Source organism: Companilactobacillus nodensis DSM 19682 = JCM 14932 = NBRC 107160, from assembly GCF_000615905.1.
Classification (GTDB): domain Bacteria; phylum Bacillota; class Bacilli; order Lactobacillales; family Lactobacillaceae; genus Companilactobacillus; species Companilactobacillus nodensis.
The window spans coordinates 1-20,801 of record NZ_BAMN01000014.1; the positions used below are offsets into that span (position 1 = coordinate 1).

31 protein-coding genes, 26 tRNA genes and 1 pseudogene are annotated in these 20,801 nt (G+C 36.0%); 51 read left to right on the forward strand and 7 right to left on the reverse strand.

Annotated elements, in window-relative coordinates; translation table 11 throughout:
- Positions 1 to 13 precede the first annotated feature (13 nt).
- The 26 genes from JCM14932_RS09605 (at position 14) to JCM14932_RS09730 (ending at position 2,479) form a co-directional block, all read left to right on the forward strand.
- Positions 14 to 86 (forward strand) — tRNA-Val (locus JCM14932_RS09605).
- Between the two features lie 5 nt (positions 87 to 91).
- A tRNA-Lys gene (locus tag JCM14932_RS09610) sits at positions 92 to 164 on the forward strand.
- Between the two features lie 25 nt (positions 165 to 189).
- Positions 190 to 272 (forward strand) — tRNA-Leu (locus JCM14932_RS09615).
- A gap of 66 nt (positions 273 to 338) precedes the next feature.
- A tRNA-Thr gene (locus JCM14932_RS09620) sits at positions 339 to 411 on the forward strand.
- A 5-nt stretch (positions 412 to 416) separates the two neighbouring features.
- Positions 417 to 488, forward strand: a tRNA-Gly gene (locus JCM14932_RS09625).
- Positions 489 to 502: 14 nt separating this feature from the next.
- Positions 503 to 588, forward strand: a tRNA-Leu gene (locus JCM14932_RS09630).
- A 13-nt stretch (positions 589 to 601) separates the two neighbouring features.
- A tRNA-Arg gene (locus JCM14932_RS09635) sits at positions 602 to 675 on the forward strand.
- An 11-nt stretch (positions 676 to 686) separates the two neighbouring features.
- Positions 687 to 760: transfer RNA gene (locus JCM14932_RS09640), tRNA-Pro, on the forward strand.
- A gap of 33 nt (positions 761 to 793) precedes the next feature.
- Positions 794 to 867, forward strand: a tRNA-Met gene (locus JCM14932_RS09645).
- An 8-nt stretch (positions 868 to 875) separates the two neighbouring features.
- Positions 876 to 949 (forward strand) — tRNA-Ile (locus tag JCM14932_RS09650).
- A 33-nt stretch (positions 950 to 982) separates the two neighbouring features.
- A tRNA-Met gene (locus JCM14932_RS09655) sits at positions 983 to 1,056 on the forward strand.
- Positions 1,057 to 1,067: 11 nt separating this feature from the next.
- Positions 1,068 to 1,141 (forward strand) — tRNA-Asp (locus JCM14932_RS09660).
- Positions 1,142 to 1,187: 46 nt separating this feature from the next.
- Positions 1,188 to 1,258: transfer RNA gene (locus tag JCM14932_RS09665), tRNA-Gly, on the forward strand.
- 14 nt (positions 1,259 to 1,272) lie between these two features.
- Positions 1,273 to 1,347, forward strand: a tRNA-Ile gene (locus tag JCM14932_RS09670).
- Positions 1,348 to 1,355: 8 nt separating this feature from the next.
- Positions 1,356 to 1,443 (forward strand) — tRNA-Ser (locus tag JCM14932_RS09675).
- An 8-nt stretch (positions 1,444 to 1,451) separates the two neighbouring features.
- Positions 1,452 to 1,523 (forward strand) — tRNA-Glu (locus JCM14932_RS09680).
- Positions 1,524 to 1,573: 50 nt separating this feature from the next.
- A tRNA-Ser gene (locus JCM14932_RS09685) sits at positions 1,574 to 1,663 on the forward strand.
- Positions 1,664 to 1,698: 35 nt separating this feature from the next.
- Positions 1,699 to 1,772 (forward strand) — tRNA-Met (locus JCM14932_RS09690).
- A gap of 24 nt (positions 1,773 to 1,796) precedes the next feature.
- Positions 1,797 to 1,870, forward strand: a tRNA-Asp gene (locus tag JCM14932_RS09695).
- A 5-nt stretch (positions 1,871 to 1,875) separates the two neighbouring features.
- Positions 1,876 to 1,948 (forward strand) — tRNA-Phe (locus tag JCM14932_RS09700).
- Positions 1,949 to 1,952: 4 nt separating this feature from the next.
- Positions 1,953 to 2,035 (forward strand) — tRNA-Tyr (locus tag JCM14932_RS09705).
- A 6-nt stretch (positions 2,036 to 2,041) separates the two neighbouring features.
- Positions 2,042 to 2,112, forward strand: a tRNA-Trp gene (locus JCM14932_RS09710).
- 18 nt (positions 2,113 to 2,130) lie between these two features.
- A tRNA-His gene (locus JCM14932_RS09715) sits at positions 2,131 to 2,203 on the forward strand.
- A gap of 6 nt (positions 2,204 to 2,209) precedes the next feature.
- Positions 2,210 to 2,281 (forward strand) — tRNA-Gln (locus JCM14932_RS09720).
- 18 nt (positions 2,282 to 2,299) lie between these two features.
- Positions 2,300 to 2,370: transfer RNA gene (locus JCM14932_RS09725), tRNA-Cys, on the forward strand.
- Between the two features lie 25 nt (positions 2,371 to 2,395).
- Positions 2,396 to 2,479, forward strand: a tRNA-Leu gene (locus tag JCM14932_RS09730).
- A gap of 241 nt (positions 2,480 to 2,720) precedes the next feature.
- On the opposite strand, the gene JCM14932_RS09735 is transcribed toward JCM14932_RS09730, so the two are convergent.
- Together JCM14932_RS09735 and JCM14932_RS09740 are read right to left on the reverse strand one after the other, a co-directional pair.
- A complete protein-coding gene (locus JCM14932_RS09735) occupies positions 2,721 to 3,860 on the reverse strand; it encodes a site-specific integrase (protein ID WP_025024690.1) in 1,140 nt (379 codons plus the stop codon).
- A gap of 140 nt (positions 3,861 to 4,000) precedes the next feature.
- Positions 4,001 to 4,789: a hypothetical protein gene (locus JCM14932_RS09740; RefSeq protein ID WP_025024691.1), complete on the reverse strand. Its 789-nt coding sequence runs from the start codon at positions 4,787 to 4,789 to the stop codon at positions 4,001 to 4,003.
- Here JCM14932_RS09740 and JCM14932_RS09745 point away from each other — a divergent pair.
- On the forward strand, positions 4,776 to 5,012 hold the full coding sequence (locus JCM14932_RS09745; protein ID WP_025024692.1) for a hypothetical protein: 237 nt from the start codon (positions 4,776 to 4,778) through the stop codon (positions 5,010 to 5,012). The genes JCM14932_RS09740 and JCM14932_RS09745 overlap by 14 nt on opposite strands.
- 58 nt (positions 5,013 to 5,070) lie before the next feature.
- Here the strand turns inward: JCM14932_RS09745 and JCM14932_RS09750 are convergent, their stop codons facing one another.
- Positions 5,071 to 5,778 (reverse strand): zinc-ribbon domain-containing protein, encoded by a 708-nt coding sequence (locus JCM14932_RS09750; RefSeq protein ID WP_025024693.1) that lies wholly within the window; start codon positions 5,776 to 5,778, stop codon positions 5,071 to 5,073.
- Between the two features lie 273 nt (positions 5,779 to 6,051).
- On the reverse strand, positions 6,052 to 6,726 hold the full coding sequence (locus JCM14932_RS09760) for an XRE family transcriptional regulator (RefSeq protein WP_025024694.1): 675 nt from the start codon (positions 6,724 to 6,726) through the stop codon (positions 6,052 to 6,054).
- 205 nt (positions 6,727 to 6,931) lie between these two features.
- On the opposite strand from JCM14932_RS09760, the gene JCM14932_RS15230 reads away from it, so the two are divergent.
- Positions 6,932 to 7,135, forward strand: coding sequence for a hypothetical protein (locus JCM14932_RS15230; protein ID WP_369342901.1), 204 nt, complete (start codon positions 6,932 to 6,934; stop codon positions 7,133 to 7,135).
- Between the two features lie 228 nt (positions 7,136 to 7,363).
- Here JCM14932_RS15230 and JCM14932_RS09775 read toward each other — a convergent pair whose 3' ends face one another.
- The gene (locus JCM14932_RS09775; protein ID WP_025024696.1) at positions 7,364 to 7,609 is read right to left on the reverse strand and encodes a hypothetical protein; all 246 of its coding nucleotides are present in this window, start codon (positions 7,607 to 7,609) and stop codon (positions 7,364 to 7,366) included.
- Between the two features lie 75 nt (positions 7,610 to 7,684).
- Here JCM14932_RS09775 and JCM14932_RS17460 point away from each other — a divergent pair, with 75 nt between their 5' ends.
- Complete coding sequence (locus tag JCM14932_RS17460; RefSeq protein ID WP_268870370.1) at positions 7,685 to 7,816, forward strand: hypothetical protein; 132 nt, start codon at positions 7,685 to 7,687, stop codon at positions 7,814 to 7,816.
- 84 nt (positions 7,817 to 7,900) lie between these two features.
- Here the strand turns inward: JCM14932_RS17460 and JCM14932_RS09785 are convergent, their stop codons facing one another.
- On the reverse strand, positions 7,901 to 8,584 hold the full coding sequence (locus JCM14932_RS09785) for a hypothetical protein (RefSeq protein WP_025024697.1): 684 nt from the start codon (positions 8,582 to 8,584) through the stop codon (positions 7,901 to 7,903).
- A gap of 50 nt (positions 8,585 to 8,634) precedes the next feature.
- Here JCM14932_RS09785 and JCM14932_RS09790 point away from each other — a divergent pair, with 50 nt between their 5' ends.
- On the forward strand, positions 8,635 to 9,345 hold the full coding sequence (locus JCM14932_RS09790; RefSeq protein ID WP_025024698.1) for a phage antirepressor KilAC domain-containing protein: 711 nt from the start codon (positions 8,635 to 8,637) through the stop codon (positions 9,343 to 9,345).
- A 14-nt stretch (positions 9,346 to 9,359) separates the two neighbouring features.
- A complete protein-coding gene (locus JCM14932_RS09795; RefSeq protein ID WP_025024699.1) occupies positions 9,360 to 9,578 on the forward strand; it encodes a hypothetical protein in 219 nt (72 codons plus the stop codon).
- On the opposite strand, the gene JCM14932_RS09800 is transcribed toward JCM14932_RS09795, so the two are convergent.
- Entirely contained in the window at positions 9,556 to 10,065 is a 510-nt protein-coding gene (locus JCM14932_RS09800; protein WP_025024700.1) for a hypothetical protein, read from the reverse strand. The two genes, JCM14932_RS09795 and JCM14932_RS09800, sit on opposite strands and share 23 nt — an antisense overlap.
- A gap of 52 nt (positions 10,066 to 10,117) precedes the next feature.
- Here JCM14932_RS09800 and JCM14932_RS16605 point away from each other — a divergent pair, with 52 nt between their 5' ends.
- The 20 genes and pseudogenes from JCM14932_RS16605 (at position 10,118) to JCM14932_RS09910 (ending at position 20,777) form a co-directional block, all read left to right on the forward strand.
- Complete coding sequence (locus tag JCM14932_RS16605) at positions 10,118 to 10,261, forward strand: hypothetical protein (RefSeq protein WP_155832114.1); 144 nt, start codon at positions 10,118 to 10,120, stop codon at positions 10,259 to 10,261.
- A 9-nt stretch (positions 10,262 to 10,270) separates the two neighbouring features.
- Entirely contained in the window at positions 10,271 to 10,594 is a 324-nt protein-coding gene (locus tag JCM14932_RS09810; protein ID WP_025024701.1) for a hypothetical protein, read from the forward strand.
- 14 nt (positions 10,595 to 10,608) lie between these two features.
- The gene (locus JCM14932_RS09815; RefSeq protein ID WP_025024702.1) at positions 10,609 to 10,845 is read left to right on the forward strand and encodes a hypothetical protein; all 237 of its coding nucleotides are present in this window, start codon (positions 10,609 to 10,611) and stop codon (positions 10,843 to 10,845) included.
- Between the two features lie 87 nt (positions 10,846 to 10,932).
- Complete coding sequence (locus JCM14932_RS17465) at positions 10,933 to 11,058, forward strand: hypothetical protein (RefSeq protein WP_268870371.1); 126 nt, start codon at positions 10,933 to 10,935, stop codon at positions 11,056 to 11,058.
- A gap of 142 nt (positions 11,059 to 11,200) precedes the next feature.
- Positions 11,201 to 11,560: a helix-turn-helix domain-containing protein gene (locus tag JCM14932_RS09825; RefSeq protein WP_025024703.1), complete on the forward strand. Its 360-nt coding sequence runs from the start codon at positions 11,201 to 11,203 to the stop codon at positions 11,558 to 11,560.
- A 29-nt stretch (positions 11,561 to 11,589) separates the two neighbouring features.
- Positions 11,590 to 12,036 (forward strand): conserved phage C-terminal domain-containing protein, encoded by a 447-nt coding sequence (locus tag JCM14932_RS15235; RefSeq protein WP_025024704.1) that lies wholly within the window; start codon positions 11,590 to 11,592, stop codon positions 12,034 to 12,036.
- Positions 12,033 to 12,551: a single-stranded DNA-binding protein gene (gene ssb / locus JCM14932_RS09835; RefSeq protein WP_025024705.1), complete on the forward strand. Its 519-nt coding sequence runs from the start codon at positions 12,033 to 12,035 to the stop codon at positions 12,549 to 12,551. The genes JCM14932_RS15235 and ssb overlap by 4 nt, the downstream gene beginning before the upstream one ends.
- Positions 12,552 to 12,614: 63 nt before the next feature.
- A pseudogene (locus tag JCM14932_RS15240) lies at positions 12,615 to 13,097 on the forward strand (DNA cytosine methyltransferase); the annotation flags it as partial.
- Between the two features lie 285 nt (positions 13,098 to 13,382).
- Positions 13,383 to 13,817, forward strand: coding sequence for a class I SAM-dependent methyltransferase (locus JCM14932_RS16375; RefSeq protein ID WP_081776150.1), 435 nt, complete (start codon positions 13,383 to 13,385; stop codon positions 13,815 to 13,817).
- Positions 13,810 to 14,271 carry a hypothetical protein gene (locus JCM14932_RS09845; protein ID WP_025024707.1) on the forward strand — a complete coding sequence of 154 codons (462 nt, stop codon included), beginning with the start codon at positions 13,810 to 13,812 and terminating at the stop codon, positions 14,269 to 14,271. Before JCM14932_RS16375 ends, JCM14932_RS09845 begins: the two co-directional genes overlap by 8 nt.
- Positions 14,272 to 14,285: 14 nt before the next feature.
- A complete protein-coding gene (locus tag JCM14932_RS09850) occupies positions 14,286 to 15,029 on the forward strand; it encodes a hypothetical protein (RefSeq protein WP_025024708.1) in 744 nt (247 codons plus the stop codon).
- Between the two features lie 9 nt (positions 15,030 to 15,038).
- Positions 15,039 to 15,314: a hypothetical protein gene (locus tag JCM14932_RS15245; RefSeq protein ID WP_034543131.1), complete on the forward strand. Its 276-nt coding sequence runs from the start codon at positions 15,039 to 15,041 to the stop codon at positions 15,312 to 15,314.
- Positions 15,311 to 15,607: a hypothetical protein gene (locus JCM14932_RS09860; RefSeq protein WP_025024709.1), complete on the forward strand. Its 297-nt coding sequence runs from the start codon at positions 15,311 to 15,313 to the stop codon at positions 15,605 to 15,607. The genes JCM14932_RS15245 and JCM14932_RS09860 overlap by 4 nt, the downstream gene beginning before the upstream one ends.
- 25 nt (positions 15,608 to 15,632) lie before the next feature.
- Entirely contained in the window at positions 15,633 to 16,001 is a 369-nt protein-coding gene (locus tag JCM14932_RS09865; RefSeq protein WP_025024710.1) for a hypothetical protein, read from the forward strand.
- Positions 16,002 to 16,351: 350 nt separating this feature from the next.
- On the forward strand, positions 16,352 to 16,864 hold the full coding sequence (locus JCM14932_RS09880; protein WP_025024711.1) for a hypothetical protein: 513 nt from the start codon (positions 16,352 to 16,354) through the stop codon (positions 16,862 to 16,864).
- Between the two features lie 501 nt (positions 16,865 to 17,365).
- The gene (locus JCM14932_RS09890; RefSeq protein WP_025024712.1) at positions 17,366 to 17,620 is read left to right on the forward strand and encodes a hypothetical protein; all 255 of its coding nucleotides are present in this window, start codon (positions 17,366 to 17,368) and stop codon (positions 17,618 to 17,620) included.
- A complete protein-coding gene (locus JCM14932_RS09895; RefSeq protein WP_034543133.1) occupies positions 17,621 to 18,130 on the forward strand; it encodes an HNH endonuclease in 510 nt (169 codons plus the stop codon).
- A 96-nt stretch (positions 18,131 to 18,226) separates the two neighbouring features.
- A complete protein-coding gene (locus JCM14932_RS15250) occupies positions 18,227 to 18,709 on the forward strand; it encodes a phage terminase small subunit P27 family (RefSeq protein ID WP_025024714.1) in 483 nt (160 codons plus the stop codon).
- The gene (locus tag JCM14932_RS09905) at positions 18,709 to 20,577 is read left to right on the forward strand and encodes a terminase large subunit (protein WP_025024715.1); all 1,869 of its coding nucleotides are present in this window, start codon (positions 18,709 to 18,711) and stop codon (positions 20,575 to 20,577) included. Before JCM14932_RS15250 ends, JCM14932_RS09905 begins: the two co-directional genes overlap by 1 nt.
- Before the next feature lie 8 nt (positions 20,578 to 20,585).
- Positions 20,586 to 20,777: a hypothetical protein gene (locus tag JCM14932_RS09910; protein ID WP_025024716.1), complete on the forward strand. Its 192-nt coding sequence runs from the start codon at positions 20,586 to 20,588 to the stop codon at positions 20,775 to 20,777.
- Positions 20,778 to 20,801: the final 24 nt, after the last annotated feature.

A 20,801-nucleotide genomic window follows, 5' to 3' on the forward strand; every position in this document is an offset into this window, starting at 1 on the left:
GCTATTCATTCATGGAGGATTAGCTCAGCTGGGAGAGCATCTGCCTTACAAGCAGGAGGTCACAGGTTCGATCCCTGTATCCTCCATCCATGAGTCGTTAGCTCAGCTGGTAGAGCATCTGACTTTTAATCAGAGGGTCGACGGTTCGAACCCGTCACGACTCATTTGCAACAAAGATACACACACTATGCGGGTGTGGCGGAATTGGCAGACGCGCTAGATTTAGGTTCTAGTGTCCTATGGACATGAAGGTTCAAGTCCTTTCACCCGTATACCAATATTGTTGTTGCAATATTGAGAGTTTTTTATTAAAATTGAATAAGCATAATTCATTTTATGCCGACTTAGCTCAGTTGGCAGAGCATCTGTCTTGTAAACAGGGGGTCGGAGGTTCGAATCCTCTAGTCGGCATTAATGCGGAAGTAGTTCAGTGGTAGAACATCACCTTGCCATGGTGGGGGTCGCGGGTTCGAATCCCGTCTTCCGCTTTCATTATAGTAACGCCGGGGTGGCGGAACTGGCAGACGCACAGGACTTAAAATCCTGCGGTAAGTGATTACCGTACCGGTTCGATTCCGGTCCTCGGCACTATAATGAATATGCACCCATAGCGCAATTGGATAGAGTGTCTGACTACGAATCAGAAGGTTGTAGGTTCGACTCCTACTGGGTGCATTGCTTTATTTCGGGAAGTGGCTCAGCTTGGTAGAGCACCTGGTTTGGGACCAGGGGGTCGCAGGTTCGAATCCTGTCTTCCCGATAGCAGCATAATGTTGCAAGTTTCATTTTTTTTGGCGGTGTAGCTCAGCTGGCTAGAGCGTCCGGTTCATACCCGGGAGGTCGGGGGTTCGATCCCCTTCGCCGCTATTTATTCCGGACCTTTAGCTCAGTTGGTCAGAGCAGGCGGCTCATAACCGCTCGGTCGTAGGTTCGAGTCCTACAGGGTCCATCGCAGGAATAAAGCTTAAATTCATATTGTTATCGCGGGATGGAGCAGTCTGGTAGCTCGTCGGGCTCATAACCCGAAGGTCGTAGGTTCAAATCCTGCTCCCGCAATTGAATTAATTGGTTCCTTGGTCTAGTTGGTTAGGACGCCTGCCTGTCACGCAGGAGATCGCGGGTTCGATTCCCGCAGGGACCGTTAATATGATAACGCCTTGTCATATTAATCATTAAGAGGCTTTAATGCGGGTGTAGTTTAGTGGTAAAACCACAGCCTTCCAAGCTGTTGTCGCGAGTTCGATTCTCGTCACCCGCTTTGCCGCTTGTTATGGGCCTATAGCTCAGCTGGTTTAGAGCGCACGCCTGATAAGCGTGAGGTCGATGGTTCAAGTCCATTTAGGCCCACTATGTCTGGAGAAGTACTCAAGTGGCTGAAGAGGCGCCCCTGCTAAGGGTGTAGGTCGCTAACGCGGCGCGAGGGTTCAAATCCCTCCTTCTCCGTTTTTTATGACCCGTTGGTCAAGTGGTTAAGACACCGCCCTTTCACGGCGGTAACATGGGTTCAAATCCCGTACGGGTCATTGATGCTTATGCATCATTATAGTATTATAAGTTTTACTTTTTAAGCAATGGAGGATTACCCAAGTCCGGCTTAAGGGAACGGTCTTGAAAACCGTCAGGTCGTGAAAACGGCGCGTGGGTTCGAATCCCACATCCTCCTTAACTAATTAAGTTTTATAGTTTCATTTTTATTATCGCGGGATGGAGCAGTCTGGTAGCTCGTCGGGCTCATAACCCGAAGGTCGTAGGTTCAAATCCTGCTCCCGCAATTAGCTTCGTTATAATTACTTTTTGGTTCCTTGGTCTAGTTGGTTAGGACGCCTGCCTGTCACGCAGGAGATCGCGGGTTCGATTCCCGCAGGGACCGTTAATGGCTCGGTAGCTCAGTTGGTAGAGCAATGGATTGAAGCTCCATGTGTCGGCGGTTCGATTCCGTCCCGCGCCATTTTGGAGGGGTAGCGAAGTCTGGCTAAACGCGGCGGACTGTAAATCCGCTCCTTCGGGTTCGGTGGTTCGAATCCACTCCCCTCCATAGTTTAGGGATATAGTTTAAAGGTAGAACTACGGTCTCCAAAACCGTCAGTGTGGGTTCAATTCCTACTATCCCTGTTTCTACCTTTTATCATGGCGGTATTGGTGAAGTGGTTAACACATCGGTTTGTGGTACCGACACACGTGGGTTCGATTCCCACATACCGCCCTTTAATGGGTTATAGCCAAGCGGTAAGGCAATGGACTTTGACTCCATCATGCGCTGGTTCGAATCCAGCTAACCCAATAGTTACAATATCAATATGGCGGTATAGCCAAGTGGTAAGGCAGAGGTCTGCAAAACCTTCATCACCGGTTCAAATCCGGTTACCGCCTTTGGGCTATGCCTAAGTATTAAAATGCCGGTGTGGCGGAATTGGCAGACGCGCAGGATTCAAAATCCTGTTCCCACTAGGGAGTATCGGTTCGACCCCGATCACCGGTATAATGAGGTTTATCTAACCTCAACTTCACAAAGTCGATATAGTCAGTAATGTTGTTAAATCAACGTTGCTGGCTTTTTTATTGTCCTTCGACCTTTAACCAACCTCACAAAGTGTTGGCACATTTTAGCACATTTTCGAGGTTTGGCACATCGCTGGCACACTTTTGGTTTACCCCGTGTGAGAACAGAATTTTTTGTGGTTAATCTTTAGATTCTATTTTTACTATATTTAAATAAAATCTTATAGATCATTTAACGCCTTAATTGCCTTGGCATCTTCCTTCTCACGGTAGTTATTTAGTAAGTGGACATATACCCGTGATGTTATACCAACGTTAGAATGTCCTAGACGTTGAGAAACGTATTCTAAGGTCAATCCTTGTCCAATGAGTATAGAAGCATGTGTATGTCTTAAACCATGGAATCCAATCAAATTCTTAGCTTTGATCTTGTCTGATAGTAGGTAACTACGTAGCTTTTTATTAGCTGCAGTATCGGACGGGACGTAGTGTTGATAATTCATGAACACCAGATTCAGTTTATTCTTGAATCCTTGTTTGAGAAATAATGCTTTTTGTTCTATCTTTAACTTATGTAACTGTGTTGCTAATTCTGGTGATATGGTTATAGATCGAACCGAGCTTTCCGTCTTAGTGGGTAGGAAGCCGGTTCTTTTTTTGTAATCATATGTTTTGTTGATGTCGATGATATTTTTATCTAGATCCACGCAATCCCAGGTCATACCGACTATTTCGGCATAGCGAGCACCAGTTCCAAGGGCAAAGAGTATCTCATATGCTGATACGTTAAATATAGATGCATTAGCAAGTGCCATAGCTTTGAGATGTTGAGTCTCATCATACTGCAGGTATTTGAGCTCCTTAGATTTTCCTTTCTTCTTAGAAGTTATGACAACATTCCTAGTGAAGTTAGAATTTATTAGTTTCTGATCAATGGCATCATTTAAACATGAGTTAATGTATCCATTTAATCTATAAATACTATCTTTCACGTGGGTTAGGGAATAGGTATCAATCATTCGTTGATAGTCCATCCTGGTCATATCTTTTAATAACTTATTTCCAAAGAAAGTTTTGATAAACAAATGAGCATTCTTATACTTGTTATCAGTAGATTCACTATATCTATCGATTTTATAAGTATTCATCCACTCCTTAAAGAATCCTTCGAAAGTAATGTGTTCGGCTTTTTGTAAGTTTGAGTTTCCTTTACGGATCTCTAATCTTGCTGCAGCATTAATTGCATCTACTTTACGTTTGAAGTCTGTTCTTTGAATAGACTGCTTTTTCTTATGCTCATCGTAGTAAAAGATACGGAAACCATATAGTCTAGTTGCTTTATTTTGAAATATTTGAGCCATTTAATATACCTCCTTGATAGTTTTTAGTTGTTACAAACATGTAAATCACCTCCTTTCAGTGAAATAGGGTAAAAATAAATAAGCCTACGAATTTTGAGACTTATTGTAGTATTTAATTTAATGCATCTTTTAAATATAAATTACTTCTGTGTAGCGGTAAATTGAAAACCTATGCGATTTAGTTTTCTTTGCCATAGAAATTCAAAGTCAGGATTATACTCTATTGGTAATTTATACCACCTGATTAATGATGTTATTGTTTCATGAACTATTTGTCTCATTATGGCATTCTCAATATGTTCAGGACTTTTTGGCGATTCGTCAGGTGTACCAAACAAAAATAGCGATGCTTCTTTACTCATTTTATCGTATTGCCAACCAATTTTTCCTCTTTGTAACTTTGAATAAACATTATCAATTTTAGGATCAAAATGAGCGCCGCCATCTTGATTGGCCATTATTCTAATTACTTCTTTTCGAGTTATTTGAGTATTTGCAAGTGTTATGACATTACCATTAAGCCAATTATCAAAATGAATTATTCTTTTAGGATGTTCTTTAGTTGGATGAAAGAGAAAGGTATAGAGGTACTTTTTTTTACTTCTAATTTCAAAGGAAGCTGTAAAGATATTTCCGTAATATACATCATTCTCATTTTTATTATTGGAATAGGAATCCATTTTGATGTATTCTTTATCACCAATTTGTTTTAATAAGCTATGTGAAAATTTTGTATCATAGTATAATGATCTTAAAATTACCGATGACCTTTTAATCTTTTTTAATTCACCATGATCATATCTGTCAGCATCATCGATTAAATCTTCAATATATTCAGTAAGTTGGTCTTTAGCTTCGCTTGGTAATCTATCAATACGTGTTTTGTTTTTATTCTTTTTATTAGAGGTGATAACTATGACTCCTTCCAACGACATATTTCCAATAAGTAATAGTAATGATGTATTTGATATTGCAGATACAGAGGGGATGTATTCGCAATATGATGATAAACCCAATATAACCAAAGAATTATTAGTTCATTTATTGCAAGGGGATCCAGTTGTTGATTTATCTGATGGTGAGTATATTCATTGGCTTCAATTGGACAGTGGTGCATTAAAATATTTAAGAAGTAATAATATTATCTCTTAATAGTAAATTAATCTTTGCTCTGTACATTAGTACAGGGCTTTTTTATTTGCGCAAACCATCAAAGTGCAGTTAAGAATCCAAACATAAATGAAATTCCAAATATAGCAGCAGATGCAATCCAGATAGCCATACCAGCACCCTTATGAGATGGAAATGCATTTTGAATAACTATACCCAAGATAAATGAAACGAACTGTAGCCAGCTAAATGCAGGAATTATAGATACTGCAAATACTACCCAGCCGACTGCTACCAGAGCTATCCAAGCAGATGAATTAGGATTGATTTTCTCCTGATCATCTATGGAGTTATCGTTATTTGTTATTGAAGGTGATTTATTGGAAGATGGATGATTTTGCTCAGTACCACAGTAGGGGCAAAATACAACGTTCTTATCTATCTTTTTACCACATTTGTAGCAGAATACTTTTTCACTTGATTCGTTATTATTGGAATCAGTTTCGACTGGTTCAGGTTTAATACTCTTCTTAAGAATGGTACTAATATTATTCATATCATCGTTTAAGGATTGATCACTGAATGGTACGGACACACTTTGATTATCTGTCGATATTATTTTTAGATACCCATCTGTTTCGTCAGCATCCTTATAACTAACTGATTTTATTTTGTCTAAAGAAATATCTTGTCTTTTTTCAGGACCATATTCAATAACTGAATCCATTCCAAATCTTTCAATTATTGCATAGCCATCAGTTAATGTGATTGATGAATCATATGGCTTTTTAATTTCAACTTTTACCATGTTATTCCCCTTATAACAGTGTATTCAGCTTTTTATGTCATCGGTATCTGGACAATAGAAATTTAATTGTGTACATGGAACTTTCGATCTAGTACTTGTGTGAATGCTATTAGATTGTATCCATATTGGATAGCATCTTCACCCCAGTATTCACGTCCATTGAATCATTTGATATGTCTCTTTGCAAAACATTCAGCAGAGGCTTCTAATAGAACACGCCGAAGATCAACTGTTCTTTTTTCTTTAGTCATAATAAGACCTCATTTGCATTTGTTAAATTTCAACCGTATAAACGACAACCTTACCAACAATTCGGACGTTGCCAAAATCTTCGTAGCGATAATTAATTGGTCTAAATGAAGAATCATAGGAGTCAGGACTGAAAGTCACTATCCGACTGTTGTCATCGAAGTAGAATCGTTTAACAGACATATCACCACCATCTTGAAAGACGACAATATCGCCATCCCTAAGGTCATCGATTGTATGAAACTTCTTAATTGCTATTAACGATTTATCAGGCAAGATACGATTCATGGATTCACCATTTACATGGGAAACAATTATGTCTTGATCACCAGCGTATTTACCCATGATTACATCTGAAAGAGTAATTTGCTGAACATCATCTTTTGTAAATGGATCAACTTCCATCAGCATCCCTGCAGATATACCGGTATCGAAGTAGTTATAATTGTTTGATTTACTAATGGAGTTATTATCTATTTCATCTTCATTATCATTAAAGCCAAGAACAAATTCAGGGCTAAGTGAGAGAGCTTTAGAAAAGTTACTTACTTGATCTAATGGAAATTGTCTAGATTTATTTTCATATCTTGAAAGTGAAGATTTTGCTACTCCTGTCATTCTGGCTAATTCGCTTATTGAAATCTTTTTCTTTTTTCGAGCAGTTGTTAGTATATTGACAATTTCATCGTTATTTCTCATAAGCAATTTCCTCCAATAACCATATAATAACAGATGTTCCCAATTGGAACAATATAAAAAGTTCCCAAAAAGCACAATAATGTATTTTTAGATGATAAAGTGTTGACAAAAGGGAACGATAAAGGTTAAAGTATAGACATGAAAGAGAGGTGGTCCCATGAGAGTAAACACACGCCGAATCAAGGCTGAGAGGATTGCTAAGAGTATGACTCAAGATGAATTAGCAAAAAGAATCGGAATGAATAGATCTTCATATATAAAACGAGAAATGGTATCATTCCATTTGGGGCTGATGAATTGGCGGATGTGGCAAAGGAATTGGGACATTATAATGATATTCAAATTTTTTTTGCCCCAATCGTTCCCAAAAAGCAACGTAAAGCAATATCTTAGAAGGGATGTGAGATAAATGAATATTTTACCTGTGTATAAGAATTACAGGCATGAAGATTTGGGTATTCAATCTTTAGATGTGAATCAAAATCGATTATTGAAAAAGATAATTAATCAAGTCAGCTCATCAGGATTGACACCTTATGAGATCAATGACGTTTTGATATGTGTTGACAAGTTTGTGTATAAGAAATCGATGGAAAATAAAAAGCCCTTTACCAGATAAGTGGCAAAGGGAGGATTGTTATTCACCGAATTCTTTTTTGAATTTGGCTTCACTTTCGGCAATTTCATTCTTGTAAGTTTCATATTGTTCCTTGTTTGCACCAAGGACATATGAGGTCTCGTAATCTACTTGATTTGTTGAGTCAATGATATCAACACATTTAGTTCCAACATGTAGCAATTTCCAATTTTTTGACAATAGTTCATTCGCACGTTCGTTTGAATCAGTACCATCAAACTCTACTGTGAATACTACGTCATCCATATTTATATCACCACCAATATTTTGAATTAACTAAATTATAACAATGATTTGTAGATTAGAAGGGATGTGAGATGAATGGAACCAAACAAATTGAAAATAGATGTAGATTTTACCGATATTGATTTGTTGATCAAGAAACTAAAAGAAGCTAACTCATTGGCTAATGAGCTAGCTTCTAAAACTAAAAGTATTCCAGATTCACATTGATTGTATTACTCGATGATTAACCGAAAGGAAGAAAAAAAGTGGATTTTATTATTTCAATATTAATTACGTTTGTAGTGGTTACAATTATTGTTCTTGTTGCTTATTTTGCACATCTTTCTTTGCCTTTAATATCATTTGTTGTTGCTCTTTTATCATTGATTGCCAGCGTGCTTTCCAACCAGTAATGTCATAGGTTTTTGAGTAATATTTAAACTTTTTTCTGTTTGTAATAGCATATCGATCCTTAAAAATGGCTCTTTTGGGAATCTTAAACGAAGCGGTCAGTTTTTCTACATTACTCATTTTTTCTGGAAGTACATCAAAGTCACCAATTACGTCAATCTTTGTGTATGAATTACTTTTCAATATTCCAAACTTTCTTTCAGGAACATCCATTTGTTGGAATCTGTCGTATTGGTTGTCTAAGAATTGATAGATATTCTTACTTTTTATATATGGTTGAACAGTTTTTTTAGTAATGATCTCAACGTTGAGATTTGATAAGGGGTCAAACATTCTTAAATCAAAATACGATATGTCTGTTGAACTAGGGTTAACGATTGAAATTGAACCTGTAAGTACGTGAGTGAAAGTTGGTGTTTTTCCGTTTGGATCAATTATAAAGGTCGAATCGGGGGGATTTTCAATTAGATTGTCGTCCCAAGTTACGTTGATAGTTTTTCTTGTTTTAGTGAATGTGTAAATAAAACTAAGTAGTGAAATGATTAATGATCCAATAGCAATCCAGTCAAATTTAGATAAATCCAAAGTTGTCATCTCTTTTTTAAGACAAGTATATCAATAAAGAAGGTGTAAGTATTAATTCATTAATAAATGTAACTGTAAAAGATGATCAACAAGTCGTTGATGCTCGTGAGCTTTACAAAGGGCTAGAAGTAAAAACAAGATTTAGTTTATGGGTAAATCAAAACTTCAAAATGTTCCAAGAGGGAATAGATTACACAAGTGTAGTTGGAACTACGCTTGTTAATAACGGTGCTATTCGTAAGGTTGATGATTATTCAATAACCATTAATATGGCTGAACACTTAGCAATGCTAAGCAAGACATCAAAGGGTTCTCAATTCAGGGAATATTTTATTGATCTTCAAAGAAAATGGAATGACCCTCAGGAAATTGTCAAAAGAGGGTATGCAATTCTTCAAAACGAGAATGCTCAACTAAAAATTGCAAATGAAAGAATGAAACCAAAGGTACTTTTTGCCAATGCAGTTGAGACTAGCGATACAAGTATTCTGATTGGTGAGTTAGCAAAGTTACTCAATCAGAATGGTGTAGATATCGGTTCTAAGAGGTTATTTGCATGGTTGCGTAACCGTGGTTACCTGATTGCTGGTAATCGTTCAGATAGAAATTTACCCACTCAACGATCAATGGATTTGAAGATATTTGAGATTAAAGAACGTACATACAACAATCCTGATGGTTCAGTTCGAGTTACTAGAACTCCCAAAGTTACTGGTAAGGGACAGACATACTTTGTTAATAAATTTTTGAAGGAGGCTTAATTATTGTGAGAGAAATGGAAGAAGAAATTAAAACTAAAAGACATATGTATTTAGAACAATTTCCTGATGTTCAAGATATGAATGCCATGAATTTTGGGGCAGGAAAGGATATTGGTGAAGAGGTAGTTGATTTACTTAAAGAAAAAAGTCTCACGTACCAAGAAGCGTACATGGGACTTCAATATGCGTATAACAAATTACATTATGAAACTAATCTTTTAAAGTTGAAATAAGTGATACAGGTACTAAATCTGTATTCTCATCAATCATCATGAACTTTAACGCTGTATTGTCATTAACTGTTTGAACATTGTAAAGCGTACTTTTATCAACATTTTCAGTATCACAACCTTTTAGTTGATTTACTTCTTCAATTAAGAAGTTTAATAAATGTTCAGGATTCTTGTATAGGTATAGATAGCTTTGTATATAATCCAAAAGTTTATTAAATATTTCGTGCCGTATTGTTACAAACGGATCATTAGCTGATTCATTACTGAAATCTGGTATTACTGTCCGAAAGTCGCTACCATTGCGTGTTTCTTTGATAATTGGATTATCACCTTGTTTCCTATAAGTGTTACATGTTATCAATTGTCCATTGTAGTTCCATATAACTTTAAAGTCAGGATAATCGTTAATAGGATTGTCACGAGTAGTTGCGTATTCATGATAAATATCCAGTGCGTATTCTAACTGTTTTGCTTTAATCATATCCATTATTTTCACCTCCCTTCTAGGGAAAGTATATCAAACGAAAGGAGATTAATTTATGCATTGGAATTATTCAACGTTAAGCACCATTAACTGGTCTGTATTGATGATTGGATCAGGAATGTTAGTTACTTATTTGTTAATGAAATATAAATCAATAAAAGGAATCATTAAGAATCTTACTGATTTCAATGTTAAATGAGGTGTAAATATGCAAGAAGTTCAAGAAAAACCTTTCATGGCAGAGGTTCATCTACCTGATGACTTAATCAGATCAATAGTACTGAATGAAGTTCGCGATGCTAAGCTGCAGCCTCTTTATCTGTCATTCAAAGAGGTAGCCAAGATTAGTGGTCTGCATGATAAAAGATTACTAGCAACCTTAAGATACTTCGAAGATTCGTTAGACGCTAGAAAAGGTGGACCAGTATTCTATCCAGTCAATGGTCAAGGGTACAAGATTGATTATCAAACCTTTTGTAAGTTTTGCAGAAAGCATACCGAGGCAATTTGGAATTTGGAAATACCAAAATAAAAGGAGAAATTAATATGCATGATCTTATTCAATTACAAGAAACAGTACCAATGGCAAAACATGAAAAGAAACTTCAAGAATTATCCAGAAAAATCTTGAAAGAAATTGGTTATGGTAATTCCAATTTCAGAATGAGATTGTCATTTAAATTCAATTCTCAAGAGTTGAGAGCATTGTCAGATGCAAATATTGTAGTAACAGTTTCAGAAACTGGCGAAGATAATATCAATTATCATTTTTCGATCAATTAGGTGATGCCATGTTTGGGAGATTGGTTATATATGCAATTGGAATTATAGTTCTTTATATTTTTTACAAAGATCTAGGGAGGTGATCAATTGAGTAATCAAGAATTAACCAAGCTGATTGATTTAGCAATTGAATTTGAGCAAAAAAAATCCTGGCTAGGATATTTCCTACCAGGAATCACATTCATAACTTTATTGAATCAGCTAATAGACTAAGTGAATTTAAAAAGTCACTGTCATGCGACTGACAATGACCAAATCAAGGTTGAGGACGTGTATCTCTCAAACACTCGAACACGTGTTTATTATACTACGTTCTCAGCCATCTATACAACAATTGAAAGTTATGGTGATTGAGATGACTGAAGAATTAAAAAGAGACTTTAAGGGTATATGGATCCCTAGGGAACTTTGGGAAGATGAGAATATGACCAAGATGGAGATGCTGCTATTCGTTGAACTAGACAGCTTATCAAGTTATGAAAAGGGATGCTTTGCTAGTAACAAGTATCTTTCTAAATTCTTACATGTTAGTTCATCACGTATTTCCCAATTAATATCTAGTTTGGCTGAAAAGAAATATATAAAGGTCAAATTGATATATGCAAAGGACAATCCCAAGCAAGTGATCAAAAGGGAAATTTACCCTATTAATTATCTAAACAGGGTAGTTAATAAATTAAGCAACCCTACTGAGAATACTAAAAGCCCTACTTAGAAAATTGCGAGGATAGTGTACCAGGTTTAGTGAACCATGTTAGTAATAAAGATATTGTCGAGCAAGCTCAACCAGATATCCCTTATCAACAAATAATTGATTATCTCAACGAGAAGACTTCAAAACAATTTAAGAACTCTAAGTCTAATCAAAAATATATCAAATTGAGAATCGATGATGGATTTGATGTTGATGATTTCAAGTCGGTGATTGATAACATGATTGTCGTTTGGCTTAATGATCCGAAGATGAATAAGTATTTGAGACCTAGAACTTTGTTTGCTGATAAGTTTGAGGATTACTTAAATAGCAGACCTGTGCCTAAATCCCATTATGACAATGAACATAGGCGTGTTGAAGAGGGAACTGACTGGTCAAAATATGAGATCCATATGTCTGACGAAGAATATGCTGCAAAACAAAAAGGAATAAAAGAAAGATTGAGGAAATTTAGATCTGAGAAGGTGGAGCAATGATAAATAGAGTTGTATTGGTTGGTAGATTGACAAGGGATGCTGAATTGCGTTATACATCCTCTGATCAAGCTGTCACAAGCTTTACGCTAGCTGTTAATAGACAGTTCACAAATTCTAAAGGTGAACGTGAAGCTGATTTTATCAACTGTGTTATCTGGCGTAAGGCAGCAGAAAGTTTTGCTAATTTTACTAGCAAAGGCTCACTTGTTGGTATTGATGGACGTATTCAGACACGTAGTTATGAAAATCAGCAAGGACAAAGAATTTATGTGACTGAGGTCGTATCAGAGAAGTTCTCTTTGCTTGAATCAAAAGCTGAAAAGGCTACACGTGAATCTAATTCTAATCAACAAAATTCAAATAATGCGCCTGCAGCAAGCAATTCCAAGTCTGATGATGTTCCAGAGCCGTATGACTATGATTACGAGCATAAGAATGGAATTAGCAATGGCAATGATCCATTTGTTGACAGTAGCAAGCCAATTAATATATCGGATGACGATTTACCATTTTAGGAGGTAAAAATGAATTCATTAGAACTCTTCGCTGGGATCGGTGGAATTGCACTGGCTGAACAAATGGCAGGTATTAATGTTATTGCGTTATCTGAAATGGCAGAGTTTCCAGTTAAAGTATTAAAAAAGAATTTCAAGGGTGTACCAATATTGCCCGATGTAACAAAAATTGATAAGGAATCGCTTAGAAAGGTAGGTGTTGATCCTGAATCAATTGACATTATTTCCGGAGGATTCCCTTGCCAACCTTTTAGTATTGCCGGGAAGCAAAAAGGCACAGAAGATGACCGTGATCTCTGGCCAGAAATGTTTAGAATTATCAAAGAAATCAGGCCCGATTGGGTTGTTGGAGAAAATGTTGCTAACTTCGCCAATATGGAGCTCGACAGAACGCTATCTGACTTGGAGAGTATTGGCTACGAAGCAAGGACATTTATACTTCCAGCTTTGGCCATCGGGACGTTGCATAAACGGCAAAGAACATTTATTGTGGCCAACTCCAACCGCAAGCGATGGGGGGGCGTGGACCAAGGTTGCGAGGAACGATGTATTGGGGAGTTTACGCAGAGCTTTGAGAACGAAACCAGGCAGACACGCTGGAACGATGCGAATGACATACTATCTTCAGGCGCTCGAGTACTCGCCAGTTCAAGCAGCCGAATTCAACGAAATGATAATGGGCTTTCCGAAGGGGTGGACAGACTTAAGGCACTAGGCAACGCTGTTGTACCACAGCAAGTATTACCAATATTTGAGTTGATTGTTGAGATAGAGAATGTTGACAGTAAAGAGAATGAGAAAACAATTCTAGATGTTTGTTGTGGATCAAGAATGTTTTGGTATGACAAGAATAATAAAGACACTTTGTTTATTGATAATCGAAAGTTGGAGACAACTTTAAGTGATGGACGTAGATTAATTGTTAATCCAAATAGGTTAGCTGATTTCAGACATTTACCATTTAGAGATGAATCCTTCTATATGGTTGTATTCGATCCGCCACACTTAATTAATGCTGGTAGCAATTCATGGTTAGCACAGAAGTATGGTGTGCTTGATGAAGATACATGGAAGCAAGACTTGAAGTCTGGTTTTGATGAATGCATGAGGGTTCTGAAACCTCATGGAACTTTAATCTTTAAATGGAATACAGAGCAGATATCAATGGCTAAGATTTGGAAAGTGTTTTGTCAAGAACCATTGTTTGGAGATGGAAGATCTAAAACAAGGTGGTCTGTATTCATGAAGGAGAAAAATGATGACTAAAAATAAAAAATTAATTAATTTTGATTTAACTGAAATTGGCGATGGTGGAGTTCAAGAGAAGTTCACTCGTGAAATTGAAAAGGTAACAAAGAATATCCTAGATCCAAATACTGATCCAACTACTAAGCGAAAAATTCAAATTGATTTGGTATTTGCACCCAACGATACGAGAAACGCCGTTGGAGTCATGACAACAGTTAAATCAAAACTTGCTCCTGAAAAAGAAGTGATTACAACCATGCTAGTTGGACGTGACATGAATAATGGTCGTATCGAAGCTAATGAGCTTAAGTCTAATACACCTGGTCAAACATACATTGACGTTGAAGATGGTAAAGCTAAAACAGATATCGGTGAAGATGTTGATGAGGTTGAAAAATCACAAACTGAAGAATCAAATCATCAAGATTCAGGGCCAAAGAAAGTAATTGATTTTCAAAATAAAAATGCGTAAGGCGGGGAATAATAATGGATTTAACAGTAGATGTAATTAACAAATTGAAAGAAATATCGGATGAAGCTTCAAATAACAAGGTAATCAATATTGATGGTAGAAATTACTGTATCAATGGCAATGGGGATGTTCGCCTCATGTTGCCAAAGAACCTATCAGAAGATTCCGTTCAATTAAACACACTTACAGGCCTGATCGATATTGTTAAAAATATGCCTGAACGTAAAAACGAAAAATTATATATTCAAGTAACATCCCCAACTATGGTTGATGTTTATGGTGGACTTGATTCATACGGTAGACGTGAGCAGTTAGTTTGTTCAAGAGCTGTATTACCACGAATTGATTTTTACCAATTCCTTGATCAGGAAGAAATGAATATTACTTTGCAATCAAAATTTGTTGAAAATCCAGATAGAGAAATTATCTTAAAAGTCATTGGAAATCTTGAAGAAAAGACAGTTCATTCAGCAAATGATGATGGTGTAAGTCAATCAGTTAATATCAAGACAGGTGTTGCATCTGTTAGTGAAGTGAAAGTTCCTAATCCCGTTACACTTGCCCCATATAGAACGTTCGCAGAGGTTACACAACCAGCAAGTAAGTTTATCTTTCGTATGAAGAATGGAATGCTAACGGCAATTTTTGAAGCTGATGGTGGTGCTTGGAAGAACGAGGCTATGAACTCAGTAGCAACATACCTAGAGGATAACTTTGCTGAAGAAGTTGAATCAAAACATGTCGTTGTTATTTCGTAGGTTATTGTTATGAGGAAATTTGAACTGATAGGAACATATCAAGCAACTAGTAGTTGGCCTAAGCGAAGGAGCCATATATTTCAAGTGAGTCGTGCTGTTAGAGATTCTATGGCTATCAGCAGACGAAGCCTTTACATAGTTGGATCTAATTCAGTTCAGCTGCTTGATAAAACCACAGAAAGCAAAAATGACATGTACGAATACAAGTCATCAGAAGAATTTCATATGATGTTGGAATTAGGGATGTTAATCGAATTGAAGTCTAATAAAGAGGTTGATAAATGATGATAAGTGAAATTGAAGAAGAAATGGAACGTGCAACTTTTGAAATGTTGAAATTGGAGGGATTCAATCCTGATCATTGGAGAATTAAAGAAATTCCGATTGACGATCAATTAATGACTTTCCAAAATCTGAATGATGATACTGAGTTTACAATCATGTGTGAAGATGATGGAACTATTAGTCCTTATTACACTACCATCAGGAATGGTTGTGGTACTGATAATAAGGCAAAAAGTATTATTGAGGCTATTGAGTTATCTGATTGGTATGGAAGAAATGAAAATACAAAATAATTTTTTGATTGGAGAGTAAATTATTATGAAAATAAATATTGAACTGAAATCAAGTTATCCAAAAGATAGATTAAAGGTTATTGAATGTGCGAGTGATATTTCTACCATTGCTGGTAAAATTCTTGAAACAGAACTTGGAAAAATAACGATGCCCGTAGTATTTGATACCTGGTATTTACACGAAAAAGAAAAAATTCAAGCAAGTTCATTTGGCCCATTTAGACATTCAGAGATTAATTTGATCAGGGATCTTAACAGATTACTTTATGATGATTTGAAGTTTAATCAATATGAAATTAGGTTGCGTGAATGGATATTTGAAGGTAATGAATATACTCATGTAGCTTATGCAAAATGTATTGATGCCATCAATAATGGTTATGAGGTTGATTAAGATGGTCAATAGGAAGCATGTTTGTTATATGTGCGGTGAGAAAGCAGATTTCAGAATGGGCAACGGTAAGGATATTTGTAATAAGTGTTACACGTTCTATATGAGTATTGGATATTTTGATTCTGAGAGGGGAAAAGAGTGGGATTAAATAACTGGAAAGAATATAAATCAAAGAAAAAGCGAATTATAAAGAAGCATCGGATAGAAGGTACTCTGTCGTTTGACAATATTGATTCTATTAGATTTAGAAGATGGATTGCTCAAGGTCCAACTGAAAAACGATGCTTGGAGCTTAAGCAGTTGTCCTAAGTAATAAATATTGCAAAAGGGATGTTTGGGAGGACGGTATTTTGGACGAAGAAATAATCAAAAGAATCGTAAAGAAAACATTGGATGAGGAAAGCCGAAAGAATAAGAAGTCATCTAATGAGTTGAGGGACTGGAAATTACATAATACTAAACTGCTGCTTGAAAACTATCACATTTTGAACAGTCACGTGCATGATATTAATTCAACGGTGGATAACTATCTTAGCAGTATATTCGATCCTGATGATCTTAGATTGAAGTCAGTTATCAAGTACAAGTTAAAGACTAGAGAGATGATGCATTATATCAATGCTCAATTAATTGCTTATGAAATCTACTGTGATAAAGATGGAGATGCTGCTAAAAGAAGATTCGAAGTTTTGAAAATGTACTATATTGACCCTTTTTCAAAACGCAAACCAACCATTACAGATATTGCTAATATTCAGCATTCATCTGAAAGAACCGTTAAGCGGGACCTTGAGACGTCCAGAGAGGAGTTCTCAACGTTTTTATTTGGTATTGCGGGTATTGAATCACTAAGTTCAAAATGACCCTTTCTTGTCCTTTTTGTGCAGTTAGCTAGGTGTTAATATAGTAGTATAAAATAAAAGTTTGTTTCAGGGGATGTCAATTAATGGCATCCCTTTTGTTGTATCGTGAGAGCCGGGAGTTAGTTGATCAATGTGGTGTTAGTCATTGTAATTCCTCCTCTAAATTATATTTGCTGCTAATTGTTTACTTCTTTCAGGTTCGACTCCTGATTCTCACATTGGCACGTTTGATAAATATCCAGAATATGCAGCGGATGTTTAGAACAAAAAGCGATTGTAGTTGTCGGATCTTATAACCGAATCGGAGCATATTTCTTAAACATCATGGGCCATGCAATCATTCACCGAGCTTGCGTTCATAGGTGATATATGGATAGTTGGTAGAGTCAGGCTTATCACACTTGTTTAGCAAGTAATCACGCAATGTGATTCACAGGTTCGAATCCTGTACTATCCTTTTGAGTCCACGTCTGTGGGCTTTTTATTTTGGGAGGAATGGATATGAAACAAGTTCTTAATATTAAGATGGTTAGTGACAGTGAGTTCAAAGTAGATGTTGGCAGTGATGTCAAAGAGAGAGAGTTAGAGTTTGGTATCACTGATGTTATGTACCACCTAGTTATTAAGTATATGGAGTACAAAGATATGAAGATGACTGATAGTAACTTTGATAAGACAGCCAATGAGTATTGTTCAGCATTGAATAATCAGTTACATATCATGCATGATATTAAGGCCGATAAGGGTAGCAATTAGATGTTCGTAAGAAGGTGCAAGCACAGTGGTTGTCATAACCTAGTGTCAGGTACTGAACTGTTCTGTAATGAGCATGCTGATGAACTACCAGCCTATCAAGAGCGTATGAATAAGATGCATCAACATATTGCAAGTCATACCAAAGACTACAACTCTAATGTTAGATATAGATCTAAGGAAAGGAGCAAACGTGAATCGTTCTATCATTCTAGTCAGTGGAAGAAGTTACGCCTGTTTGTATTAGAACGTGATAATTACTTATGTCAATATTGTTTGAGGTTTGGTCTTGTTAGACCTGCTAAGATAGTTGATCACGTTGTACCTGCTCAAGCAGCGCCTGAACTGATGACTGATATCTCTAACTTGGTTACTTGCTGTAATACTTGTCACAGAGCTAAGACGGAGTGGGAACAACGTTTCTATCACACTGGTTATCAGGATGAAAAGCGAAGTATTAAGGCTGATATCTTGATTAAGAATCTGTCAGAACTACCTAACTTTTCTAAATAGGCCCCCGCCTATTCGTTCTAAGGAGACAGCTCGCATAGTGGTCATGAGATAAAAAGAAACCCCGAAAATTAAAACTTTTACAGAGGAGGTGAGAATATGAACGTCCGAAATGCAGGAAGAAAACGCAATTTGAAGTTAGTTGACCCTAATCATCCAGAGCAAAACCAACGAAAAGAAAAATTAAAGGCAGCACGAAAAGACATCAAAGAAATATCCAACCGACCACCTCGTTATATGATGGATGATGCCAAAGCTTTGTGGAAAAAGTTGGTACCACAATTGAACAAGGTTGGATTAGTTACGACATTGGACCAAACTAATCTTGAATTATTTTGTACACAATATGCTGAATACAAAGAAGCCAATGAGCAGTTGAAAGAGTATGGAAGTGTATATGAAGATTCAAATGGTAATCTCAAAAAGAATCCGGCTGTTAATATTATTGATATTTGTTCTAAGAATATGCGTACATTGGGTATCACGCTGGGAATTGATTTCAATTCTCATTCTCAACTATTGGATAATGAAGATGACTCTGACTTTGAATTAGAGAAAGCTATGAAGGAGTTTGGTGGATAATGGATCTGACAAAAATTAAGAATAGTGAACGTGAAAAAAAGTTACTCGAGGAATATTCCAAGGGTAACTTTTCTGTTATTCGTGATAAATATAATGATGATGGTACTCAATACTGTTTTGATGTATTAGATAAAAAAATTGTGACAGGATATTTATTGAAGTTAGCATGTTACCGGCACATCAGCGATTTAAGAAGAGTGGAAGAAAAAGTTGATAACTTTCCGTTTATATATGATGTAAAAAAGTGTGAACAAGTTTTAAACTTTGCTGCAATATGTCCCAATGTTGATACAGGTAAGCCTGTGGATTTAATGGGCTGGCAGAAGTTCATATTATCGCAGATGTTTGGATGGCGTGGAATTAATGGTAATAAGAGATACAGTTCAGTGATTGTTTCTGTTGCACGTGCACAAGGTAAAACTTATCTTTGTGCAATTATTGCCTGTTATTCTTATTTGATTGAATCTATGGGTAAAAATAATCAGGATCTGATGGTTACTAGTAATATTACTGAGCAAGCTAAAAAAATCTTTGGATACATTTCAACAATGATGAATCAACTTACAAAAGATAATCGTTTATTTGAAGAGTTTGCAAAAAAGACTGATATGGATGTTCAATATAATCGTGTTATTCAACGTAATACTAATAATAGATTACTTCAGTTGTCTGCTGAATCAGGTAAGTTTGATAGTTATCATTTTCTGTTTGCTGTGTATGATGAAGCTGGTGAAACTAATCATAGTGTTGTTAATACCAAAATCACCTCAGGACAAATTAATACAGAGAATTCTCAATTTGTTCAAATTTCAACTGCTTATCCTGATTCAACGGTTCCATTCAAGCAGGAGGAGGACGTTATTATCAGAGCTATGGAACAAGATGAAAAACGTGCTGGTGATCATCAGCTTTGCCTAATTTGGTCACAAGATAAAGAAGATGAAATTGATAAACCTGAAACATGGGTCAAAAGTAATCCTTTACTAGATTTGCCAGACAAAAAAGAGCAACTGATTTCAGGATTACAACGTGAATTAGATGTTAAAAGGGTAAATGGAGAAGAGTTTAGTTTTGCTAATAAGAACTTGAATATTTGGTTAGATCACAAGACTAATTCATATATTGATGGTGATGATTGGGATGCGACCACTGTTTCAGAATTTGATATTAGTAATAGAGATGTATATATAGGTTTTGATGCCAGTCTGACATCTGATAACACTGCGTTGTTCTTTATATTTCCATATGAAGATGGTGATCAAGCAATGTATCATCTTGTACAGCACTCATTTGTTCCTTGGAAATTACTAGGCTCAATAGAAGCCAAAGAAAAGTCTGATGGTATTCAATATCGAAAGATGGCAGATTTGGGATATTGTACGATTACAAATAATGAGCGTGGATTAATAAACTTGGATCAAGTTTATACGTGGTTGCTTACATATATAGATGAGAAGAATCTTAATCCAGTATTCTTTGGATATGATACTTTGCGTACTAATAATTTCACCCAAACCCTTAATGATAAAACTGATTGGAATATCATGCCTGTTAAGCAGACATCATATGTTTTGACTGAATCAATTAAATTTGTTCAAAATGGTTTTTATCACAGACAGGTTACTCATTTAGATGACGAAATTATGAAAAAAGCTTTGATGAATGCTGAAGTTTCGGATAACAAGGCAGGTATGGAAGTTGGTAAAAGTAGACAGTCATTAAAAATTGATGTTGTTGATGCACTGATTGATGCAATGTATCAAGCTATGTATCATTTCAACGATATGAGAGATAGAAAAGATCCATTATCTAGTTATTCTGATGATGATATTCTCAATTATTTAAATTCAGATGATTTTAGTTTTTAGGAGGTAACATGATTAAAAATACAGTTGAATATTTCACCAAGTTAAAGCACTTGTTACTAATTAATTTAGATACAGTGCTTTTTTTAATTGCTCTGATTCTATTAGATGTGAACAGTTATCATTTTGGATCATTAGTTGGTAATTATGTCGTTGTAGCAACGTTGCTATTAGTTGTATTTGTTATGAATAAACCTAAATAAATTTAGCTTTTTAGAAAAGAGGTG